Genomic DNA, 17924 nt, shown 5'->3' with positions numbered 1-17924 from the left:
GTCACAAAAAAGGGCCTTACATAAGTAATTTTTTATTGGATGAAATCAAACCCAAAAGTAGCGTTAACGAAGTACGCTCGAACCGGCAATCGTTTTCCGAAGCATCGGGACATCGGCATCCGCCAATCCAGCGAATGATGTAAGACGCCATCTATCAGCCCTCTCCGGAATGCGGTTTAAAGCGCTGGCGTAATCGACGGCGTGGCAAACGGACCCGGTCAGCAGCCAGGCTTGTTCATGTATCGTATCGAGGCCAAGTACATGGCGAGCGATTTACCACGCATGATACCGGTGCACGCCCCTGATAACAGGCAGCGAGTTTGATTGAAGTGGAACGAAACCACCATGATGCTGGAGCAGAAGTGGCGATAGCAATGAGTCATGGTGACACTATGTGGATTGGGCCGGATACTTCCCTTGGTAGCCGAGACCGCCTTCAGATATTTTAGAGTACAAAAATGAGAAAAGAAAACGAATTTGCCTCTTTAGGGGATATGATCAATATATTAGGCAACATCAACATGAAAGTGTCTTATTTTGATTTGAACGATCAGACTATCACCGCTCAGCTAGGCGCTGGGTGTTTTTACTATTTTCCTTCAAGCAATAAAAATATAAATTGTATGATCCCTATGATTGACAATACGGTTGATTTTTTGGGAGGGAGACGGACTTACTTCTGTCCTTTTTGCATGTTGATTAGCTCGCCTGAGAATTCCATCAAATTATCGTCTGTGGGTAGATATGTAGAAAGCACACATCATGTATTGGAAAACTACCTCGGTGCAGGATCTCTATCGGATTTTGACATCTATATCGACAATATGCATGGCAATTCTGGTCTTTATTTAAAGATAGGCCAAGAATCAATGCTTGAAGATAATAACGAAAATTTATAGACTTATACATATAGACTGGAATCATACATTAGCGATGCTAATAACCCTGGATCGTAAATTATGAAACCCACCCATATGACCCCAAAAAACCACAGCATTCATTACATCGTACTGCTTTCAATATCACATTTTATTTTCCCATTATCATCGATTTTCAATGGAAACTCTTCTATTATTGCATATTTAGCACCAAAATTATTCGTTGATATCATCATCGTTGCTGCGTTTATTTTGATGAAAAAAAGGGAGAAAATAAACATATCGGAACGGTTCATATATGCATTATTTTCATTGAAGGTAATTTTATATGTTTTCAGCTTTTCTTTTCTCAGATGATAGAGCGCTGGGTCATGTTTTCCCAATGATCCGATCGAGTGTATCAAATATGAACTCAGCGCTGGCTGTCTCCGTCGTTTCTTTCCCTTTCTAAAAATTGAGTTATCTTGCGAATATTGAGTGAAACGAACAAAAGGACAAAGAAAACAACGACTCCCCTCGAGGTTGCAAGCACCATGCTGATGGTGTCAGTCAGCAGCGAATAGATCAAGAAAGAAAGCGATGAAAGAAACAAGATGCCAAAAACCATTGCGCACAAACGCATAGGCTTATTTGAGTTCATTAGCGCATTGTTCATATTCGATTCCTCCCGGCTGTTCAAGTCGAACTTGTCGATGAGAAATGGAATTTGAGAATAAAATTCCATTTACATTCAAGCAGTGTGAAAAGTCAAGAATGATAATGCTGCTTGAAAAGTAAGACGTGGAACCTATTCAGCCGCCGATGCCACTCTCTTGATCGCCGCCACTGAACATATTCACAGCCCGCTGTCACTTGAGAATATGCTGCCGGATCAGCTGCGCCAGCCCCTCCCCGTCGCGGCGTTCGACCGCGTCGATCATGGCGAAATGCTCCCGGCTGGAATGCTCCGCCAACTCGCGCGTCGCCCACTGGCCGATCCTAGCGCCGGCGACCCGGCCACGCTGGGCGAAGGCCAATGCCACCAGCTCCCGGTTGGTGCACTTCGACAGCAGTTCGCGATGAAAGGCGAGGTTGGCCTCGTACTGCTGGAGCAATGAGCCCTTGAAGATCATCTCCTCGAATACCGTCGCCAGCGACCTGAGCCGGTGAATGTCCTCCACGGTGGCCTGCACGACGATGTCGGCGGCGGCGGCGCTTTCGAGCACGGCGCGGATCTCGTCGATGTGCCGGCGTTGGACTTTGTCCAGCACGCATACGTGGTAGCCGCGATTGGGCACGTGCTCGACCAACCGTTCGGAGACCAGTTGATCCAACGCCTTGCGCACTCCTGCGCGTGAAGACTGGTAGCGCTGCTCCAGGTCCACCTGCTTGAGCCAAGTCCCCGAAGTGAGCTCGCCGGTATTGATGTCATGCGCGATGCGGTCCGCGAGTTCTGCGCTATTCACCCGATTCGTCCCATGCGTTGCCTTTGGAAATCGCCGGCGCCTAGCGTCGGCCGGGCCTAGTGTAGGGCAGCCCAGAGGGAAAGCAAAAATCGGATCGATTTTCTAAAAACATATTGGCGCCAATTTTGGCGTATGGTTAACTCTCGCCTATCGGCCGATCCAACAACCCACAATTTCAACAAGAGCCGCGATGCTGATGCCAGTCGTTGACGCGCCCTCAGAGCGCTACAGACAGCAGTACCACCGGGGCAGCACTACGGTGTTCGCTTGCCGCGAGGACCCCAGGTTCAGCTACTGCCTTTACGTCCCCCCTGAGTTGGACCAGGCACCGGAGAGTTATAGGCTGCTGGTCGCCGTTCATGGCACTGGCCGCACCATGAGTGCCTATCGCGATGCCTTCGTGGAGTTCGCGCTCTATCACCGGTGCGTGGTGCTGGCGCCTTTGTTCCCCGTGGGCCCCTGCGGCGACGGAGAGCCGGACGGCTTCAAGTACATCATCGAGGGCAACATTCGTTACGACCTGGTGATGCTCGCGATGATCGACGAGGTCGCAACTGCCCTAGGCATCGATGCCACGAAGTTCCTCATGTTCGGCTACTCCGGCGGCGGCCACTTCACCCACCGCTTCATGTATCTGCATCCTCAGAGACTGCTGGCGGCATCGATCGGCGCCCCTGGTTCGGTCACCCTGCTCGACGACACCCGTGACTGGTGGGTGGGGATACGTGATTTCGAACGAATATTCGGCCATCCCATCGATCTGTCGGCGATGCGCGACGTCGCCATCCAGCTGGTGGTGGGTGCGGCGGATCTCGAAACCTGGGAGATCAATCACCCACCGGGATCACGTCGCTGGAAAGAGGGCATCAACGATACCGGGCCGACACGGGTCGATCGCAATACCGCCCTGCTCTCCAATCTCAAGGCCCACGGCATGCGGGTCGAGCAGTCGATCGTACCCAATGTGCCCCACGACGGCATGAAGGTGCTGCCCACCGTGAAAGCCTTCTTCAAACGCGTACTGGAAGATCAAGCCAAGGACGATGCCAAATGAATGCTCCGAAGCCGTTTCCCTTGATCGAGATCAGCGGCCCGCCGCGGGTGCGTGGCCGGCAGTACGGAGAGCAAGCCGCGTCGCGAATTGGCCAAAGCGTGGCGGTGTACGGTGACCAGCTCTCCTCGCTGGGTCTGGATGATGCGAAACGTACGGCGCTGCTCGGGGAGTTCGAAGTACAGATCGCCCGATTCGATGCCGACTATCTCGAGGAGATGCGTGGCATCGCCGAAGGCGCCTCGGTGAGCCTTGCCGACATCGTGATGATCAACGCCCGCACCGAGGTCGTTTCACGCGCGAGGATGATCGCCAGGCAGGAGCCGCTGCACGACGACTCGATCGAGGATGGCTGCACGGGCGCGGTGATTCTCCCCGAACGCAGCGCCAGCGGACGCTTGATCCATGGCCAGAACTGGGACTGGCGGGCGGAGTGCGTTGAAACTTCCGTGGTGCTGCGCGTGCAGCGTGAAGAGGGCCCGGAGCTGCTCACCTTCGTCGAAGCCGGAGGGCTCGCGCGCAGCGGGCTCAACGGCGCGGGCCTGGCGATAACGGCGAATTTCCTGCGCTGCGAGCGCGACTACCGCCAGATCGGCGTGCCCCTTTCCTTGATTCGACGCAAGGTTCTGGAGCAATCGCACATGGCATTGGCGATGAAAGTAGTCGCGACGACGCCCAAGTCCTGCTCGAACAACATGATGCTCAGCAGCGCAGAGGGCTTCGCCATCGACTTCGAGTGCGCACCGGATGAAAGCTTCGCGCTGTATCCGAGCGACGACATCATCGTGCATGCCAACCACTGGATGAGCGACGTCGCACTGGCCAAGCTCCAGGAGCGCGGCATCGAAACCTCTCCCGACAGCCTCTACCGCGCCTGGCGGGTGCGCAGAAGGCTCGAGGCGAGCGGCAAGCGCGTGGGTGTCGATGATTTGAAGGCCGCGTTCTTCGACGATTTCGCCTCTCCCTACTCCGTGTGCCGTCCTCCCCGCCCTGGCTTCCAGGGGGATCTTTCCGCCACCGTCGCCATGGTGATGATGGAGCCCGCGCTGGGCAGGCTCGAAGTGGCCCCGCTGCCGGCATTGAACCAGGAATTCGGCCAATACCATTTGCAGGAAAAGATCGCCGTTGGCGTGTGAACGGCGAATGCGCGTGACTGAAAGATCTAACAATTAGAAGGAATCCGTCATGAAGCTCCTTGCTTGCATACCGCTGCTATTGCTGTGCGGATTGACCTCGGCCGGCGCGGCGGCCAACGACACCATCACCGTGGCCATGAACGCGGACATTCGCAGCACCCAGCCCGGCGTCAACCGCGACGGCAATACCGATGGCGTGATGATGCATATCGTCGAGGGCCTGGTCGGTTACCGCGAGGATGGCAGCGTCGGCCCGATGCTGGCCCAAAGCTACGAAGTCTCAGACGATGGCCGCACCTACACCTTCCACCTTCGCCAGGGTGTACGGTTCCACAACGGCGAGACGATGACCGCGGAGCACGTGGTGTGGAGCTGGAACCGCTGGATGGATCCAGATACTCAGTGGCGCTGCGTCAGTGATTTCGACGGCAGTTCGGATTTGCAGGTCACCGAGGTGACAGCGGTGGATGACCACACCGTGACCATGACGCTGGCATCTCCCAGCGCTCTGTTCCTGGCCAACATGGCGCGCCCCGACTGCGGTGCGGTAGCGGTGATCCACCCCGATTCGCTGGATGAGAACGGCGCGTGGCGCGAGCCGGTCGGCACCGGTCCCTACAAGCTCGAGCAGTGGAACCACAACCGCTCGATCATCCTGACGCGCTTTGCGGATTACACCTCCCGCGAAGAACCGATGGACGGCTACGTAGGCGGCAAGGAGCCGCGGATCGGCACCGTGCGAATCCTGGTCATACCCGACCCGGCCACCGTGGTGGCGGGTCTCCAGGCGGGGAACATCGACGTAGCGCCGATCAGCGCCACCGATGCCCGGGCGCTGCGCAACGCATCCGGAATCAAGATCGACACCGCCGACAATGGGCTGCGAAACGGACTGCTGATCCAGACCAACGCCCCTCCGCTCGACGACCCAAGGGTCCGCAGGGCCGTAGCACTGGCGATCGATACCGAGCAGGTCGCACTCGGCAGCAGCGAGGGCATGGCCACGCCGAGCAACTCGAACGTACCGATCTCCTCGGCCTGGTACGGCGAAGTACAGCGAACCGGCTATGAATACGACCCGCAGGCCGCGCGCGAGCTGCTCGCCGAGGCCGGCTACAACAATGAACCGATCGAGATCATCGCCAACCAGCGCCCGAAGGTGCCGAGCTACGACGTCGCGATCATCGCGCAGTCGATGATGCAGGCGGCCGGCATCAATGCCCGGGTCAACACCATGGAGTGGGCGACACAGCTCGACCGCTACTCCAGCGGGCGTTACCAGATGATGTCGTTCACCTACTCGGCGCGCTTCGACCCCGCCTTGATGTTCGAGCAGATCACCGGAGACAAGACGCAAGAGCCGAGGAAAGTGTGGGACGACCCAAGAGCGCAAGAGCTGATCCAAGCGCTTTCGCTCACCGAGGATACCGGGCAGCGCCAAGCGCTGGTGGATGAACTGCACACCCTCATGATCGAACAAACGCCATTGATCTTCCTCTTTCCCGGCGTCTCTATCGCGGCCTATCGCGATCGTGTCGAAGGCTTCGCCCCTTGGTTCGGCGAGTCGCCCAGGCTTTGGAACGTCAGTATCACCCAGTGACCGGAGAGCACCATGTTCTTGCACTTGGTTAGGCGAATCGGCTCCTCGATACCCACCCTCATCCTGGTCTCGGTGCTGATCTTCCTACTGATCCGACTGGTTCCGGGAGACCCCGCTCAACTGCTGCTTGGCGATCTCGCCACCGAGCAGAGCCTGGCCCGGGTACGCCAGCAGATGGGGCTCGATCTCTCCTATCCCCAGCAATACCTGATCTGGATTTCACAAGTGCTGCAGGGGGACTTCGGCCACTCCATCCAGACCGGCCAAGCCATTGCGCCGATGATCATCCAGCGCTTCGGCGTGACGCTGAGCATCGTGCTGGTAGCCATCGTGATCGCCTCGTTGATCGCCATCCCGATCGGCATGATCGCAGCCTGGAAGCAGAACTCCCGGCTCGACGTCGGGCTGGTGACGCTCGCCACCCTACTGCTCTCGATCCCAAGCTTCTGGATGGGGCTCTTGCTGCTGCTGCTCTTCGGCCTGCAGCTGGGCTGGCTACCCGTGGTGGGGTACGTCTCGCTGCGCGAGGATTTCCACACCGGTCTGCTTTATCTGATCATGCCGATCATCACCCTGGTGCTGGTCGAAAGCGGCACCCTGGTGCGAATGATGCGCTCGAGCACGCTGGAGGTGCTGCGGCTGGACTACATCTCGCATGCACGTGCCAAAGGCGTAGGAGAGGCGATGGTGTTGGCCCGCCACGCCTTCCCCAACGCCTTCGGCCCCACGCTCACCCTGATGGGCATCATGCTCGGCAACCTGCTCAGCGGCATCGCCGTAGTCGAGACGGTCTTCACCCTCCCCGGCTTGGGCCGTCTACTCGTCGACGGCATCTACGCCCGCGATTACCCAGTCGTACAGGGCTGCATGCTGTTCATCGCGTCGCTCTACATCGTGGTCAATATCGGCATCGATGCGATTCACCCGTTGTTCGACCCAAGGGTGAAGGACGCATGACCACCAAGCCAAGATTCGCCCTCCCCGCCCTCAATGCCCTGCTCGGCTCAGCGATGATCGGCACGCTTGTATTGGCGGCACTGGCTGGTTTGCTCTGGACGCCATTCGATCCGCTCGCGATCGATATCCTCGGCAAGCTGCAAGCGCCCGGCGCCCAGCACTGGCTGGGAACCGACGAGTTCGGCCGCGACGTAATGAGCCGCTTGATGAATGCGGCCTTCACCACTCTTTCGATCGCCGTGCTCACCGTGCTCGCCGCGACCCTGACCGGCGTTTGCCTCGGCATCCTCAGCGGCTACCTCGGTGGCGTGGTGGACAGGGCGGTGATGATGATCACCAACACCCTGCTGGCCTTCCCGGGAATACTGCTCGCCCTGGGCTTGCTGAGCGTACTGGGCAATAGCCGCTATGGCATCGTCCTGGCACTGGGCCTGGCCTACTGCCCCTCGGTGGTGAGGATCGTGCGCAGCACCGTGCGCAGCCTGCGAGAGAGCGACTATGTAGAGGCATCGAGAGTGATGGGCCACTCTGAGGGATTCATCCTGCTGCGCCATATCCTGCCGAACTGCCTGGCGCCGCTGATCGTGCTGGCTACCTCCATGCTCGGCTGGGTGATCATCTCCGAGAGCGCGCTCTCCTTCCTCGGCCTCGGCGTGCCGCCGCCCGAGCCCACCTGGGGCAACATGCTCGCCGCCAGCCGCGACAATCTCTCCGATGCCGCTTGGCTGGCGATCTTCCCGGGGCTATGCATCTCGTTCGCCCTGCTTGGCGTCAACCTGCTCGGCGACGCGCTGCGCGATCTCCTCGACCCGAGGATGCAACGATGAGCAGCACCGAGGATCTCCCACTGCTGGCGGTCGAAGGGATGACGATAGCCGCCAACGGCAAGGTCGTCGTGGATGACATCGGCTTCGAACTCTTTCGCGGAGAAACCATCGCCATCGTCGGCGAATCGGGCAGCGGCAAGACGCTCGCCACGCGGGCGCTGATGGGCCTGCTGCCGACCGGGGTGGAATGCGATGAAGGCCGCATGCGTTTCGACGGCGAGGAGTACCGCATCGACGAGCTGAGAGCGCTCAAGACGCTGCGGGGCCACCGCCTGGGGATGATTTTCCAGGAGCCGATGACCTCCCTGAACCCGGCCCTGAAGATAGGACGGCAGCTGCATGAGGGGCTGAAGCTGCATACCCGGATCAGCCGAGCCGAACGCGAACAGCGCATCCTCGCGATGCTCGAGCGAGTGGGCCTTGCGCGGGACGCCAATCTGCTCGACTGCTATCCGCATGAGTTCTCCGGCGGCATGCGCCAGCGCATCATGATCGCCTCGGTGATGCTGATGTCGCCCTCGCTGGTCATCGCCGACGAGCCGACCACCGCACTGGACGCAGTGGTCCAGCGCGAAGTGATGGAGACGCTGCTGGCGCTGACGCGCGAGCAGGGCAACGCGGCGATCCTGATCAGCCATGATCTGGCCATGGTCGCCCACTATGCCTCGCGCATACTGGTGATGCGCGAGGGTCGTCTGGTCGAACAGGGCACCACCGAGAGGCTGCTGGCCGCGCCCCAGCACCCTTACACCCGCAAACTGCTCGACGCGCTGCCAAGGCGAGTCGCCCTGCCCGCCCCCGAGCACAGCGGCCCGCCGGTACTGGCCCTGAACCAAGCGGTGATCGAGTATCCGGGGCGCAAGCGTTGGTTCGGCGCAGCGATCGCCAAGCGCGCGGTCGACGATTTCAGCGTAGCGGTGGCCAAGGGCGAAACCGTCGCGCTGGTCGGCGCCAGCGGCTCCGGCAAGACCACGGTGGGCAAAGCGATCGTCGGCCTGGTGCCACTGCGAAGCGGCGAGCTGTGCTTCTCGGGCACCCCATGGTCCGCCATGGACCAGCGCCAGCGCCGAGCCTGGCGGCTCGACTGCCAGATGATCCAGCAGGACCCCTTCTCCTCGCTGGATCCACGCATGCGCGTCCGGCAGATCATCGACGAACCGCTGCGCTTGGTCGAGACCATGAATCGCGCACAGCGACAGGCGCGGGTATGGGAGGTAGTCGAAGAGGTAGGGCTCGATCCAGCCTTTCTCGAGCGTTTTCCACACCAGCTCTCCGGAGGCCAGCGCCAGCGCGTGGCGATCGCCAGAGCGATCGCGCGCAAGCCAAGGTTCATCGTCGCCGACGAGCCCACCTCGGCCCTGGACATGACGGTCCAGAAACAGATCCTCACCCTGCTGGGCGAGCTGCAGCGCCACTACGGCTTCGCCTGTCTGCTGATCACCCACGATCTGGGCGTGGTCGAGCAGATCGCCCACCGGGTAGTGGTGATGGAGCAGGGTCGGATCGTCGAGAGCGGTGAGCGCGACGAAGTGCTCGACGCGCCTCGCCATGCCTATACCCGACGCCTGCTCTCCTCCCTGCCACTGCTGTCGGCATGCGAAAGCGGAGGCTTCCAGCTGAAGCCTCGCGCATTCATCGACCCGATAGAGCAAGAGGGGTAAGGGAGGGATAGGGCGCAAGCACGCAACGTTTGCGCCTGCGCGGTGGCGGTGTCGAAAGCTGAGATATACGCAGTTGCCGCGAGTCCTGCCGGCCTTAAGCGCTTCCCGATTCCGAATGGGTCAGTTCACCGCCCAGGGCAGATCGCCACTACTGCGGCTGTCGACGACCCACTGGCTGGCACTGAGCTTGTGGAGTTTTCGGCGCAGACTTTGCTTGAGTGAAGCTCGATCGAGCGGCTCTGGCCTCAGGCGACTGCGATGCCGCGGCTGCTCGATGTGAAGTACGATGTTCAAGCGCCCTTTCTGGGTCGCCAAACGTGCCAGTCGCTGCTCCTCCGGCGCCTGGTGCTGCCAGCAGGCGCTACTGACAACGCCGAGGCTATCGCGTACCTTGCCAACAACCGCTTCGATCAACTCGCTCATCGAGGTTATACGACCCTGACGGTAATCTTTCACCTCGATCAGCCACACATCTCGACCGGGGCCGTAGGCGAGGAAATCCACGCATTTGATACCATTGTCCAAAGTGGCGAAACATCTCCGATAGCTGTGCCAATCATCCAGCTTACTCGCTTCCCAATCGTCGGGAAAATCGAAGTGCAACTGACCTTCGACCAGCACCGTCATACGTGGCTCTCTTCACCAAGCGCCAGGAAACGATCGCCCTGCTGCACTTCCTCATCGAGCAGTACCAGCGGACCGACATCGTCGAGACTGTTTCCTTGCTGTACATGGACGACAAAATTCTCGCTTTGCGCAAGCGCAAAATAGCGCGCCTCGAGCGCCGCCTCAGTCTGCAGAATCTCCAATTCTCTCAGTAGGAAAAGACTATGGGTGGCAATGAAGATCTGGATGCCCTGTTTCGACAACGCCACCAACACCTGGGCGATACGCTTAATCAAGCGAGGATTGAGATTAGCCTCGGGTTCATCCCAGAACAGATAGCCCTTATCGAGCAGGCTACCAGTAACAACCAAGCGCGCCAACATCGCCAGCTTGCGCAGCCCCTCAGCCACCAAGGGAATCTCGATTCGAGCACCGCTTTCCGGCTTGAAATAGAAGCGGCCGCTGCGGTCTTGCTCCACTCTGCCACCCATCGCATCTTCGAGCAGGGTCAACAGTTCCTTTAACTGTTTTTCCTTGACGCCTCTTATGCCCGGCCGCCCCAGCAGCAGACTAGTGTCGTACCAAGTTTCTTCGAAATCCACGTATTGGTTGCGATACATGGAAATGAAGCCGGGGTAGAGACTAAGCAATTCTCGAGTGGGCAAATAGACCGGCAGTTTATCCAACCAGGCCGTCGGTGCTGCTTCTATCGCCACTTGGTTTTCCGCATTAGAGGCGAAGCTCAAGGCAAGATTGCAGCGCTTGTCCTGGAATTGCGCGGCCAAATGGCAGCGTGAACGCCCTTGCCGGCGGCTCGCCAGGCGGCCCAGGCTGTCGGGACGAAAAACACCGACTAATTTGTCTGCCAGAGCCTTTTGCAAAAAACTCTTGGTCGGAGTTTCGTTGGCTTCCGCGGATTGAGCACTCACCGCCAACAGGCTGTAAGCAGCCTTGAGCAAATGCGTCTTGCCTGCACCATTCTCGCCAACGATGATGTTCAGCCCAGGAGAGAAGGTCAAAGTCACACTTGGAAACAGCGTCAAGGCGTGGATGTCGAGCGACTTGAGCATTGCTCACCCTCTAACGACTGCAGCGTCGTGTGTGAATGTCAGCGCGAACTAGTGTAGGGGGATTAGAAAAACGTGCCAACTTTTCCTCGGATGCCTCGGAGACGAAAAACGCCCTTTCGTGGATAACCATGAGAGGGCGTTTGGAATTTTGGCGCGCCTGGCGAGATTCGAACTCACGACCCCTGCCTTCGGAGGGCAGTACTCTATCCAGCTGAGCTACAGGCGCACATACGTTTCCAACTGGAAACAGCGCGTTATAGTACGTGGTGCGGGCGCGTCTGTCTACCTCGTTGATCTCGGCGGGAGGCGCTCGAAAAAGGTTATCCACAGCCCTTTTGCGCAGCCGAGCTTACGACCAGCTGTGGATAACCCATCCTTCCGCGCAGGCCGGGCTACGCTGAGAACAGGGTCGATTTGGCGTCGACTCCCAAGTGTGACTCTAATCGATAACGATACCGGGGGTTCACTCCTCGAGGAGGTTAGCATGGCACTGCGCTCCGCTTCCCGGCCGTTACGCACTTCTCCTCATCCCCGCCGCTTCAGGGTGAGGGCTTCACCATCGATGAGGCAACGCCAGGGCCTGTGGCGGCTCGCCTGGAGCCTGCCGTTCGCGCTGGCCGCGCTGCTGGGTTTGATCCTGGCGTTCCACCTCCAGGCGGCGCAGCCCGATGGCGAGGCGATCTTCGACGCCAACTGCGCCGGATGCCATGAAAGCGGCCGGGGGCCGCAGCGCGGTAACATCGAGCGCTTGGCGCGGCTGTACGACCAGGGGGTCGAGACGCTCTACGCCAATGCGCTCAACGGCACCGGTGGGATGCCGGCGCGCGGTGGCAATGCCGCGCTCAGCGATGACGAGGTGTTCGCCGCGGTCGACTATCTGTTCAGACCCATCACCGCGCAGAGCGATTGAGGGCCGGCATAGGCCTAGCCCTGCTCGTCCATGCTCAGCAGGCGCCTCGGCAGCAGTGTGAGGCGCTCGACGCCGGTCGCGGTGACCGCGATCGTCTCGCTGAACGCCATCCCCTGCGCCGAGACGTACATGTGGAACACCATGCCGGCCTCCAATCGCCAGTCCGCCGCGGGATGAAAGCAACGGGAAAAGTCGCTGAGCCTGGGGGTCAGCGCATAGAGCCCGAGACTGTAGCCACTCACGTTGTCATAACGAACACGCAACCCCTCGGCGAGCATGGCATCGCGCAATACCGCATCGACCTCGCGCGCCTCGATCCCCGGCGCCATGGCAGCGAACTGTCGATCCTGCAGCCGCACCAGGCGCTCGGCGAGCTGACGCTGGGCGGCGCTGGGCGAACCAAGCACGATCGGCCTCATCAGCCGCGCGCTGTAGCGTCCCACCTTGGGAATCAGTTCGACGTGGAGCGTGTCGCCACGGCCCAGCACTTGATCGAGGCCTCGCGCGTGAAGGAAGCCCTGGTCGCCCCGGGCCAGGGAGATCGGCCCGGTGTCTCCGCTATCGGCGCCGAGGGCGAGAAAGCGATACGCGGCCCGGGCCGCGACGTCGCGCACTCGCTCGCCCTCGCGCAGGGTCGCGGCGAGGTGCGCCATGGTATCGTCGGCGATCGCCGCGGCGCGGCGCAGCAGCGCGAGCTCCTCGGTCGATTTGCACTGGCGCAGTTCATCGCTCAGCCCCTCCAGCTCGACCCAGTGAGCCTCGGGCAGGGCCGCCGACAGCCGACGCTGGGTCGCGACGGTAAAGCCATAGGAGGCCGGGTCGACCGCGATGCGCGCTCGCTCCAAACCGCGCATCGCCAGGCTGTCCGCCACCGCTTGCCATGGATCCCGCTCGTCGGAATAGGCGTGTATCTCGCTGATCGGACTCTGTCGCTTGCAGGGTTCGGTGTCGAGCGCACGGATCACCCACCAGGGCGCGCCCTCGAGCGGCAGCAGCAGTGCGCGATAGCGCGTCTCGGAGCAGGTGAACCCACCCAGCCAGGCGAGCAGTTCGCCGTGGTCGACCAGCAGTAGCTCTGCGCCGGCCAGACGCATCCGCTCGCGCGCGAGTGCGACCCGGCGCGAGCTCTCCTCGGGACTCATTCGAGCGGCTCGCAGATATCGAGGATCGCCAGCAGGTAGATCCTCACCATATCGAGAAAATCGCTGATGCGTACCCGCTCGTCGGGCATGGTGTTGAACTCACCGCCAGGGCCGCAGACCACTCCTGGAATGCCGAGCAGGTGGGAGAGATGGGCAGCATCGGTGCCGAAGAAGCAGGCCGGCGCGAACACTCCGGTAGGCTGCTCGCTGCCACGCACTTGGCGATAGGCCTGATTCACCGCCTGCACGATCGCGGCATCGCGGTCGACCTCGAAGGGCCGCATCAGCGGCAATCGCTCGCTTTCATTGATCAGCTCGGTATGAAGCCCGGGATACTCGGCCTCGAGCTCGTCGAGCAGCCGGCGCAGATCGGCGAGCACCCCTTCGACCTCTTGCCCGGGCGCGAAGCGCGCCGAGCCGCGAATCCGTGCGAAATCGGCGACCTGCGGCGATCGCCACTCATGGAACTCACGCCCCAGTGCGGCGTGCAGGTTGCCGGCATGCCCACGGTTGAGCTTGAGATGCTCTTCGCTGCGCGCGCCGGAGAAGCGCATGGCATTGATCCTCGGCACCAGGGCGGCCGCAGCGCCCAGCGCGTCCACCGCGGCTTCGCGCTTGGAGAGATGGCGGGTATCGCCGGTCAGCTCGATACTGAACATCAACGATCCCGCATGCATGGTCAGAGCTTGGAGATCGGTCGGCTCGGAGTTGATGAAGCAGTCCGCCGTCACGCCTTGCTCGATCGCGGCGATGGTGCCGATACCGCCCTGCAGCTCGCCGACCACGTAGGTGAGGATGACGTCGCCCTTGAGCCGGACGCCTGCGTCGATCAGGGTCTTCACCGCGCAGAAGTAGGCGGCGTCGCCCGCCTTCATGTTCGACACGCCGATGCCGTAGATGAACTCACGATCGATCTCGCCGCCCCAAGGGTCGACGGTCCACCCTTCGGTGACCGGGTTGGTATCGAGATGACCGTTGAACAGCAGCCGCTGTCCACCGCCTTGGCCGCGCCAAACGCCCACCGCGTTGAAGCGCTCGCCGGGTACCGGCACCAACCGGCTGTCGAGGCCGAGCTCGCTCATCTGGAGGTGCATGTATTCGGCCAGGGCGCGCTCGCCGTCGGTGGCGCTGTAGCTCTTGTGGCGCACCATACGGGCGAGGAAGTCGAGGCAGAAATCAGGATCGATGCGAGCGAGGAGCGATGCGTGTTTCATGGCGTGCCTTGGAGCGAGGATGGAGCCGGATGGCCGCGCAGCGGACGAGGCACCGCCTCGAGCAGTGCGCGGGTGTAAGGATGCGAGGCGCCCCGCGCATCGAGGGTAGCGGCGTCGATCATCTCGACCAGGTCGCCGCGGTACATCACCGCGATCCGGTGTGCGATCTGGCGGACCAGGTTGAGATCGTGGGTGATGAACAGATAGGCGGTGCCGTGGCGCTTGCGCAGCTCGAGCAGCAGTTCGATCACCGTCGCCTGGACCGAGACGTCGAGTGCCGCAGTGATCTCGTCGCAGATCACCAGCGCGGGGCGCGCGGCGAAGGCACGGGCGATCGCCACGCGCTGTTTCTGGCCGCCGGATAGCTCGTGCGGATAGCGAGAAGCGAACTCGGCCGGCAAGCGCACTTCCTCTAGCCAGCGGGCGACCGCGTGCTTCTCGCTTTCACCCGGCGCCAGCCCATAGAGGCGCAATGGCCGGGCTAGCTGTTCGCCGATCCGCTGGCGCGGATTGAGCGAGGCGTCGGGATGCTGGAAAACCATCTGCACCTGGCGCCGGTAGGCGCGATTCATGCCGGCCGCGTTGGAAAGCACGCGGCCCTCGAAGCGAATCTCGCCGGCAAAGGGGGTCAGGCCGACCAACGCCTTTGCCAGCGACGATTTTCCCGATCCCGACTCCCCGACCACGCCCACCACCTCGGCGGGAGAGAGCGTCATCGTCAGCTCGCGCAGCGCCTGGGTGGTCTCGCTCGCACGGCCGAACAGGCGATCGACGAAGCCGGGGCGGCCGTAGCTCACCCCGAGCTTGTGGATCTCCAGCAACGCGGTCGCGCTCGCCGGCGGCTGGTCGATCAGTCGACGCGCTGGGTCAGGCACCGCCGAGACCAGCCGACGGGTGTATTCATGGGCGGGCGCGGAGAAGATCGTCGCCGCCGGCGCCGATTCGACCAACCGGCCGCGTTCGAGGATCGCGACCCGGTCGGCGACCCGCGAAACCAGCGCCAGGTCGTGAGAGATGTACAGCGCGGACACCCCGGTCTCCTCGCGCAGCCGGGTGAACAGCGCAAGTATCTGCGCTGCGCTGATCACATCCAGTGCAGTGGTCGGCTCATCGAAGATCAAGCAGCGCGGACGGCAGGCGAAGGCGGTACTGATCAGCACGCGCTGCTTCTCGCCGCCCGAGAGCTCGTGGGGATAGCGGCGCATCATCGCTTCCGGCGACTTGAGCTCGACGCCACCGAGCAACGCGACGCCTCGCGCCCAGGCCTCGCGTAACGACAAGCCCTGATGACGAACCAGTACCTCGGCGACCTGTTCGCCGATCGAAAGCGTCGGATTCAGCGCCGCGCTGGGATCCTGGAAGATCATCGCCAGCCGGCTGCCGCGCAGCGCCTGGAGTCGCGAAGAGGAGAGCCCACGCAGGTCCTCGCCATCGAGGCGCAGCTGCCCGCCGCGCTCGCGTGCATTACCGGCCAGATGGCGCATGATCGCCCAGGCCAGGCTGCTCTTGCCGGAGCCCGATTCGCCGACCAGCCCGACCACCTCGCCGGCGCTGATATCGAGGGAGATGTCGTCGAGCACCCGCAGCGTGCTCCGGCCGGTCTGGTAATCCAGCGTGTAGCGTTCGATCTCGAGCACCGGGCCGGTCATCGTTCGCCACTCCTCGGGTTGAGTGCATCACGCAGACCGTCTCCGAGCAGGTTGAAGCCGATCGCTACCAGCGCGATCGCAAGCCCCGGCATCAGCATCATCCAGGGTGCCTGGAAGAAGTAGCCCCGGGCCTCGGCGACCATCAGGCCCCATTCGGGCGCCGGCGGCTGGGCACCGAGGCCGAGGAAGCTGAGGGTAGCGAACAGCATGATCGCGAAGGCGACCCGGATGGTGGCCTCGACGATGATCGGTGCGGCGATGTTGGGCAGCAGTTCACGGCTCACGATCCACAGGCTCGATTCGCCTCGGGCGATGGCGGCGCCGACGTAATCCTGGCGCCGCTGCGCGAGCGCTACCGAGCGAGCGATGCGCACCATGCCGGGAATGAACGAGACGGTGATCGCCAGCACCGCATTCATACCACTCTTACCCAGAGTACTGACGATCAGCAGGGCGAAGAGCAGGCTCGGAATCGACATCAGCGCGTCCATCGTGCGCATCATCACCTCGTCGAAGCGACCGCCGAGGTAGGCGCAGGCGGTGCCGAGCATCGCGCCGATCAGCATCGCGAGTCCGGTGGCCAGCAGCGAGAGCAGGATCGTCGCCCGGGCACCGACCAGGATGCGGCTGGCGATATCGCGGCCGAGCTGGTCGGTGCCCAGCCAGTGCTCCGCCCCCGGCGGCCGGTAGCGCTCGGTGATCGACAGGGCTTGATGGTCATAGGGTGCGAGCCAAGGCCCGAGCAGTACCAACACCAGGCAGGCCAGCAGGATTACCGCGCCGATCATTCCCTGAGGGGAGCGCAGCAGGCGCTTGAGCGAATCAGGCATATTGGATCCGGCGATCTAGATAGGCATAGGCGAGGTCGGCGAGGAAATTGACCAGGCAGTAGGTGGCAGCGAGGATCATCACCCCGGCCTGGATCACCGGCAGGTCGCGGGCATTGACCGCGCTGATCAGCTCGCGCCCGATACCGGGGATGGCGAAGATCTCCTCGACCACCACGATGCCGCCAAGCAGATAGCCGATATCCAGGGCGACGATGGTGATGGTCGGCAGCAGGCCGTTGCGCAACGCATGGCGCAACAGCACCCGCCGCCTCGACAGGCCCTTGAGCCGGGCGGCACGGATGTAATCGGTGTGGAGCACGTCGACCAGCTCCGAGCGCACCATGCGCGAGACGTGGGCCACCATGATCAGCGATACGGTCAGCGTCGGCAGGATCAGATGGCGCACACCGCCGACGAAGTCCTCGCTGAGCGACACGTAGCCGGTCGCTGGCAGCAGGTTCCAGACGTCTGCGAACAGCAGCAACAGCAAAGTCGCGGTGACGAACTCCGGCAGCGACACGCCGACGTAGGAGAGCGCGCTGACCACCAGGTCGCTGGGCCGCCCCCGCCTCACCGCGGCAACGACGCCGAGCGGTATGGCGACCATCAGCATCAGCGCGAGCGAGCAAGCGGCCAGCACCAGCGAGCGGCCGAGCGCCTCGGCAAGGGTCCCTCCTACCGGCAGGCCATTGCGCATCGAGGTGCCGAAATCCCCCTGCACCACGCCACCCAGCCACTGCGCGTACTGCCACCAAGCCGGCTGATCGAGCCCTAGCCGCGTGCGCAGCGCCTCCAGCGCTTCCGGCGTCGCGCTCTGGCCAAGGATGGTCACGGCGGCATCGGCGGGCAGCAGTTGGGTTATGCCGAATACCAGCAGCGACACGACCAGCAGGGTGTAGGCCACCATCAGCAATCGTTTGAGCAGATAGGCAGGCGTCATCGCCGTTC

Annotated in this window: 17 protein-coding genes and 1 tRNA gene; 8 read left to right on the top strand and 10 right to left on the bottom strand. The window is 61.7% G+C overall.

The window, feature by feature from the left end; genetic code table 11:
* The first annotated feature begins 458 nt into the window (after nt 1–458).
* Nucleotides 459–899, top strand: a complete 441-nt coding sequence (locus Q376_RS24930) for a hypothetical protein (RefSeq protein WP_155834372.1) — start codon at nt 459–461, stop codon at nt 897–899.
* Nucleotides 900–1290: 391 nt separating this feature from the next.
* On the opposite strand, the gene Q376_RS0115025 is transcribed toward Q376_RS24930, so the two are convergent.
* Nucleotides 1291–1533: a hypothetical protein gene (locus Q376_RS0115025; protein ID WP_155834371.1), complete on the bottom strand. Its 243-nt coding sequence runs from the start codon at nt 1531–1533 to the stop codon at nt 1291–1293.
* Nucleotides 1534–1726: 193 nt separating this feature from the next.
* On the bottom strand, nt 1727–2323 hold the full coding sequence (locus Q376_RS0115020; protein WP_027350995.1) for a GntR family transcriptional regulator: 597 nt from the start codon (nt 2321–2323) through the stop codon (nt 1727–1729).
* A gap of 196 nt (nt 2324–2519) precedes the next feature.
* Between Q376_RS0115020 and Q376_RS22915 the strand changes: the two genes are divergently transcribed.
* The 6 genes from Q376_RS22915 to Q376_RS0114990 are packed head-to-tail and all read left to right on the top strand — an operon-like array spanning nt 2520 to nt 9555.
* Nucleotides 2520–3377: a hypothetical protein gene (locus tag Q376_RS22915; RefSeq protein ID WP_211266687.1), complete on the top strand. Its 858-nt coding sequence runs from the start codon at nt 2520–2522 to the stop codon at nt 3375–3377.
* Nucleotides 3374–4510 carry a C45 family autoproteolytic acyltransferase/hydrolase gene (locus tag Q376_RS0115010; RefSeq protein WP_027350994.1) on the top strand — a complete coding sequence of 379 codons (1137 nt, stop codon included), beginning with the start codon at nt 3374–3376 and terminating at the stop codon, nt 4508–4510. Before Q376_RS22915 ends, Q376_RS0115010 begins: the two co-directional genes overlap by 4 nt.
* A gap of 49 nt (nt 4511–4559) precedes the next feature.
* Complete coding sequence (locus Q376_RS0115005) at nt 4560–6110, top strand: ABC transporter substrate-binding protein (RefSeq protein WP_052365349.1); 1551 nt, start codon at nt 4560–4562, stop codon at nt 6108–6110.
* Between the two features lie 12 nt (nt 6111–6122).
* Nucleotides 6123–7067, top strand: a complete 945-nt coding sequence (locus Q376_RS0115000) for an ABC transporter permease (RefSeq protein WP_027350992.1) — start codon at nt 6123–6125, stop codon at nt 7065–7067.
* Nucleotides 7064–7894 carry an ABC transporter permease gene (locus Q376_RS0114995; RefSeq protein WP_027350991.1) on the top strand — a complete coding sequence of 277 codons (831 nt, stop codon included), beginning with the start codon at nt 7064–7066 and terminating at the stop codon, nt 7892–7894. Before Q376_RS0115000 ends, Q376_RS0114995 begins: the two co-directional genes overlap by 4 nt.
* Nucleotides 7891–9555 (top strand): ABC transporter ATP-binding protein, encoded by a 1665-nt coding sequence (locus Q376_RS0114990; protein WP_027350990.1) that lies wholly within the window; start codon nt 7891–7893, stop codon nt 9553–9555. The genes Q376_RS0114995 and Q376_RS0114990 overlap by 4 nt, the downstream gene beginning before the upstream one ends.
* Before the next feature lie 120 nt (nt 9556–9675).
* Here the strand turns inward: Q376_RS0114990 and Q376_RS0114985 are convergent, their stop codons facing one another.
* From Q376_RS0114985 to Q376_RS0114975, 3 genes are all read right to left on the bottom strand, one after another.
* Nucleotides 9676–10182, bottom strand: coding sequence for a hypothetical protein (locus Q376_RS0114985; protein WP_027350989.1), 507 nt, complete (start codon nt 10180–10182; stop codon nt 9676–9678).
* The gene (locus Q376_RS0114980; RefSeq protein ID WP_027350988.1) at nt 10179–11231 is read right to left on the bottom strand and encodes an AAA family ATPase; all 1053 of its coding nucleotides are present in this window, start codon (nt 11229–11231) and stop codon (nt 10179–10181) included. Before Q376_RS0114980 ends, Q376_RS0114985 begins: the two co-directional genes overlap by 4 nt.
* Nucleotides 11232–11380: 149 nt before the next feature.
* Nucleotides 11381–11457 (bottom strand) — tRNA-Arg (locus tag Q376_RS0114975).
* A gap of 336 nt (nt 11458–11793) precedes the next feature.
* On the opposite strand from Q376_RS0114975, the gene Q376_RS22910 reads away from it, so the two are divergent.
* Complete coding sequence (locus Q376_RS22910) at nt 11794–12141, top strand: c-type cytochrome (RefSeq protein WP_052365348.1); 348 nt, start codon at nt 11794–11796, stop codon at nt 12139–12141.
* Nucleotides 12142–12155: 14 nt separating this feature from the next.
* On the opposite strand, the gene Q376_RS0114965 is transcribed toward Q376_RS22910, so the two are convergent.
* The 5 genes from Q376_RS0114965 to Q376_RS0114945 are packed head-to-tail and all read right to left on the bottom strand — an operon-like array spanning nt 12156 to nt 17916.
* Entirely contained in the window at nt 12156–13283 is a 1128-nt protein-coding gene (locus Q376_RS0114965; RefSeq protein WP_027350987.1) for a M24 family metallopeptidase, read from the bottom strand.
* Nucleotides 13280–14497: a M20 family metallopeptidase gene (locus Q376_RS0114960; protein ID WP_027350986.1), complete on the bottom strand. Its 1218-nt coding sequence runs from the start codon at nt 14495–14497 to the stop codon at nt 13280–13282. The genes Q376_RS0114965 and Q376_RS0114960 overlap by 4 nt, the downstream gene beginning before the upstream one ends.
* Nucleotides 14494–16146 (bottom strand): dipeptide ABC transporter ATP-binding protein, encoded by a 1653-nt coding sequence (locus tag Q376_RS0114955; RefSeq protein WP_027350985.1) that lies wholly within the window; start codon nt 16144–16146, stop codon nt 14494–14496. Before Q376_RS0114955 ends, Q376_RS0114960 begins: the two co-directional genes overlap by 4 nt.
* Entirely contained in the window at nt 16143–16976 is an 834-nt protein-coding gene (locus Q376_RS0114950; RefSeq protein ID WP_027350984.1) for an ABC transporter permease, read from the bottom strand. The genes Q376_RS0114955 and Q376_RS0114950 overlap by 4 nt, the downstream gene beginning before the upstream one ends.
* Nucleotides 16969–17916: an ABC transporter permease gene (locus Q376_RS0114945; RefSeq protein WP_027350983.1), complete on the bottom strand. Its 948-nt coding sequence runs from the start codon at nt 17914–17916 to the stop codon at nt 16969–16971. Before Q376_RS0114945 ends, Q376_RS0114950 begins: the two co-directional genes overlap by 8 nt.
* Nucleotides 17917–17924: the final 8 nt, after the last annotated feature.

It is taken from the genome of Halotalea alkalilenta DSM 17697, from assembly GCF_000621205.1.
GTDB lineage: Bacteria > Pseudomonadota > Gammaproteobacteria > Pseudomonadales > Halomonadaceae > Halotalea > Halotalea alkalilenta.
This window is presented reverse-complemented; position numbering and strand designations above follow the sequence as displayed.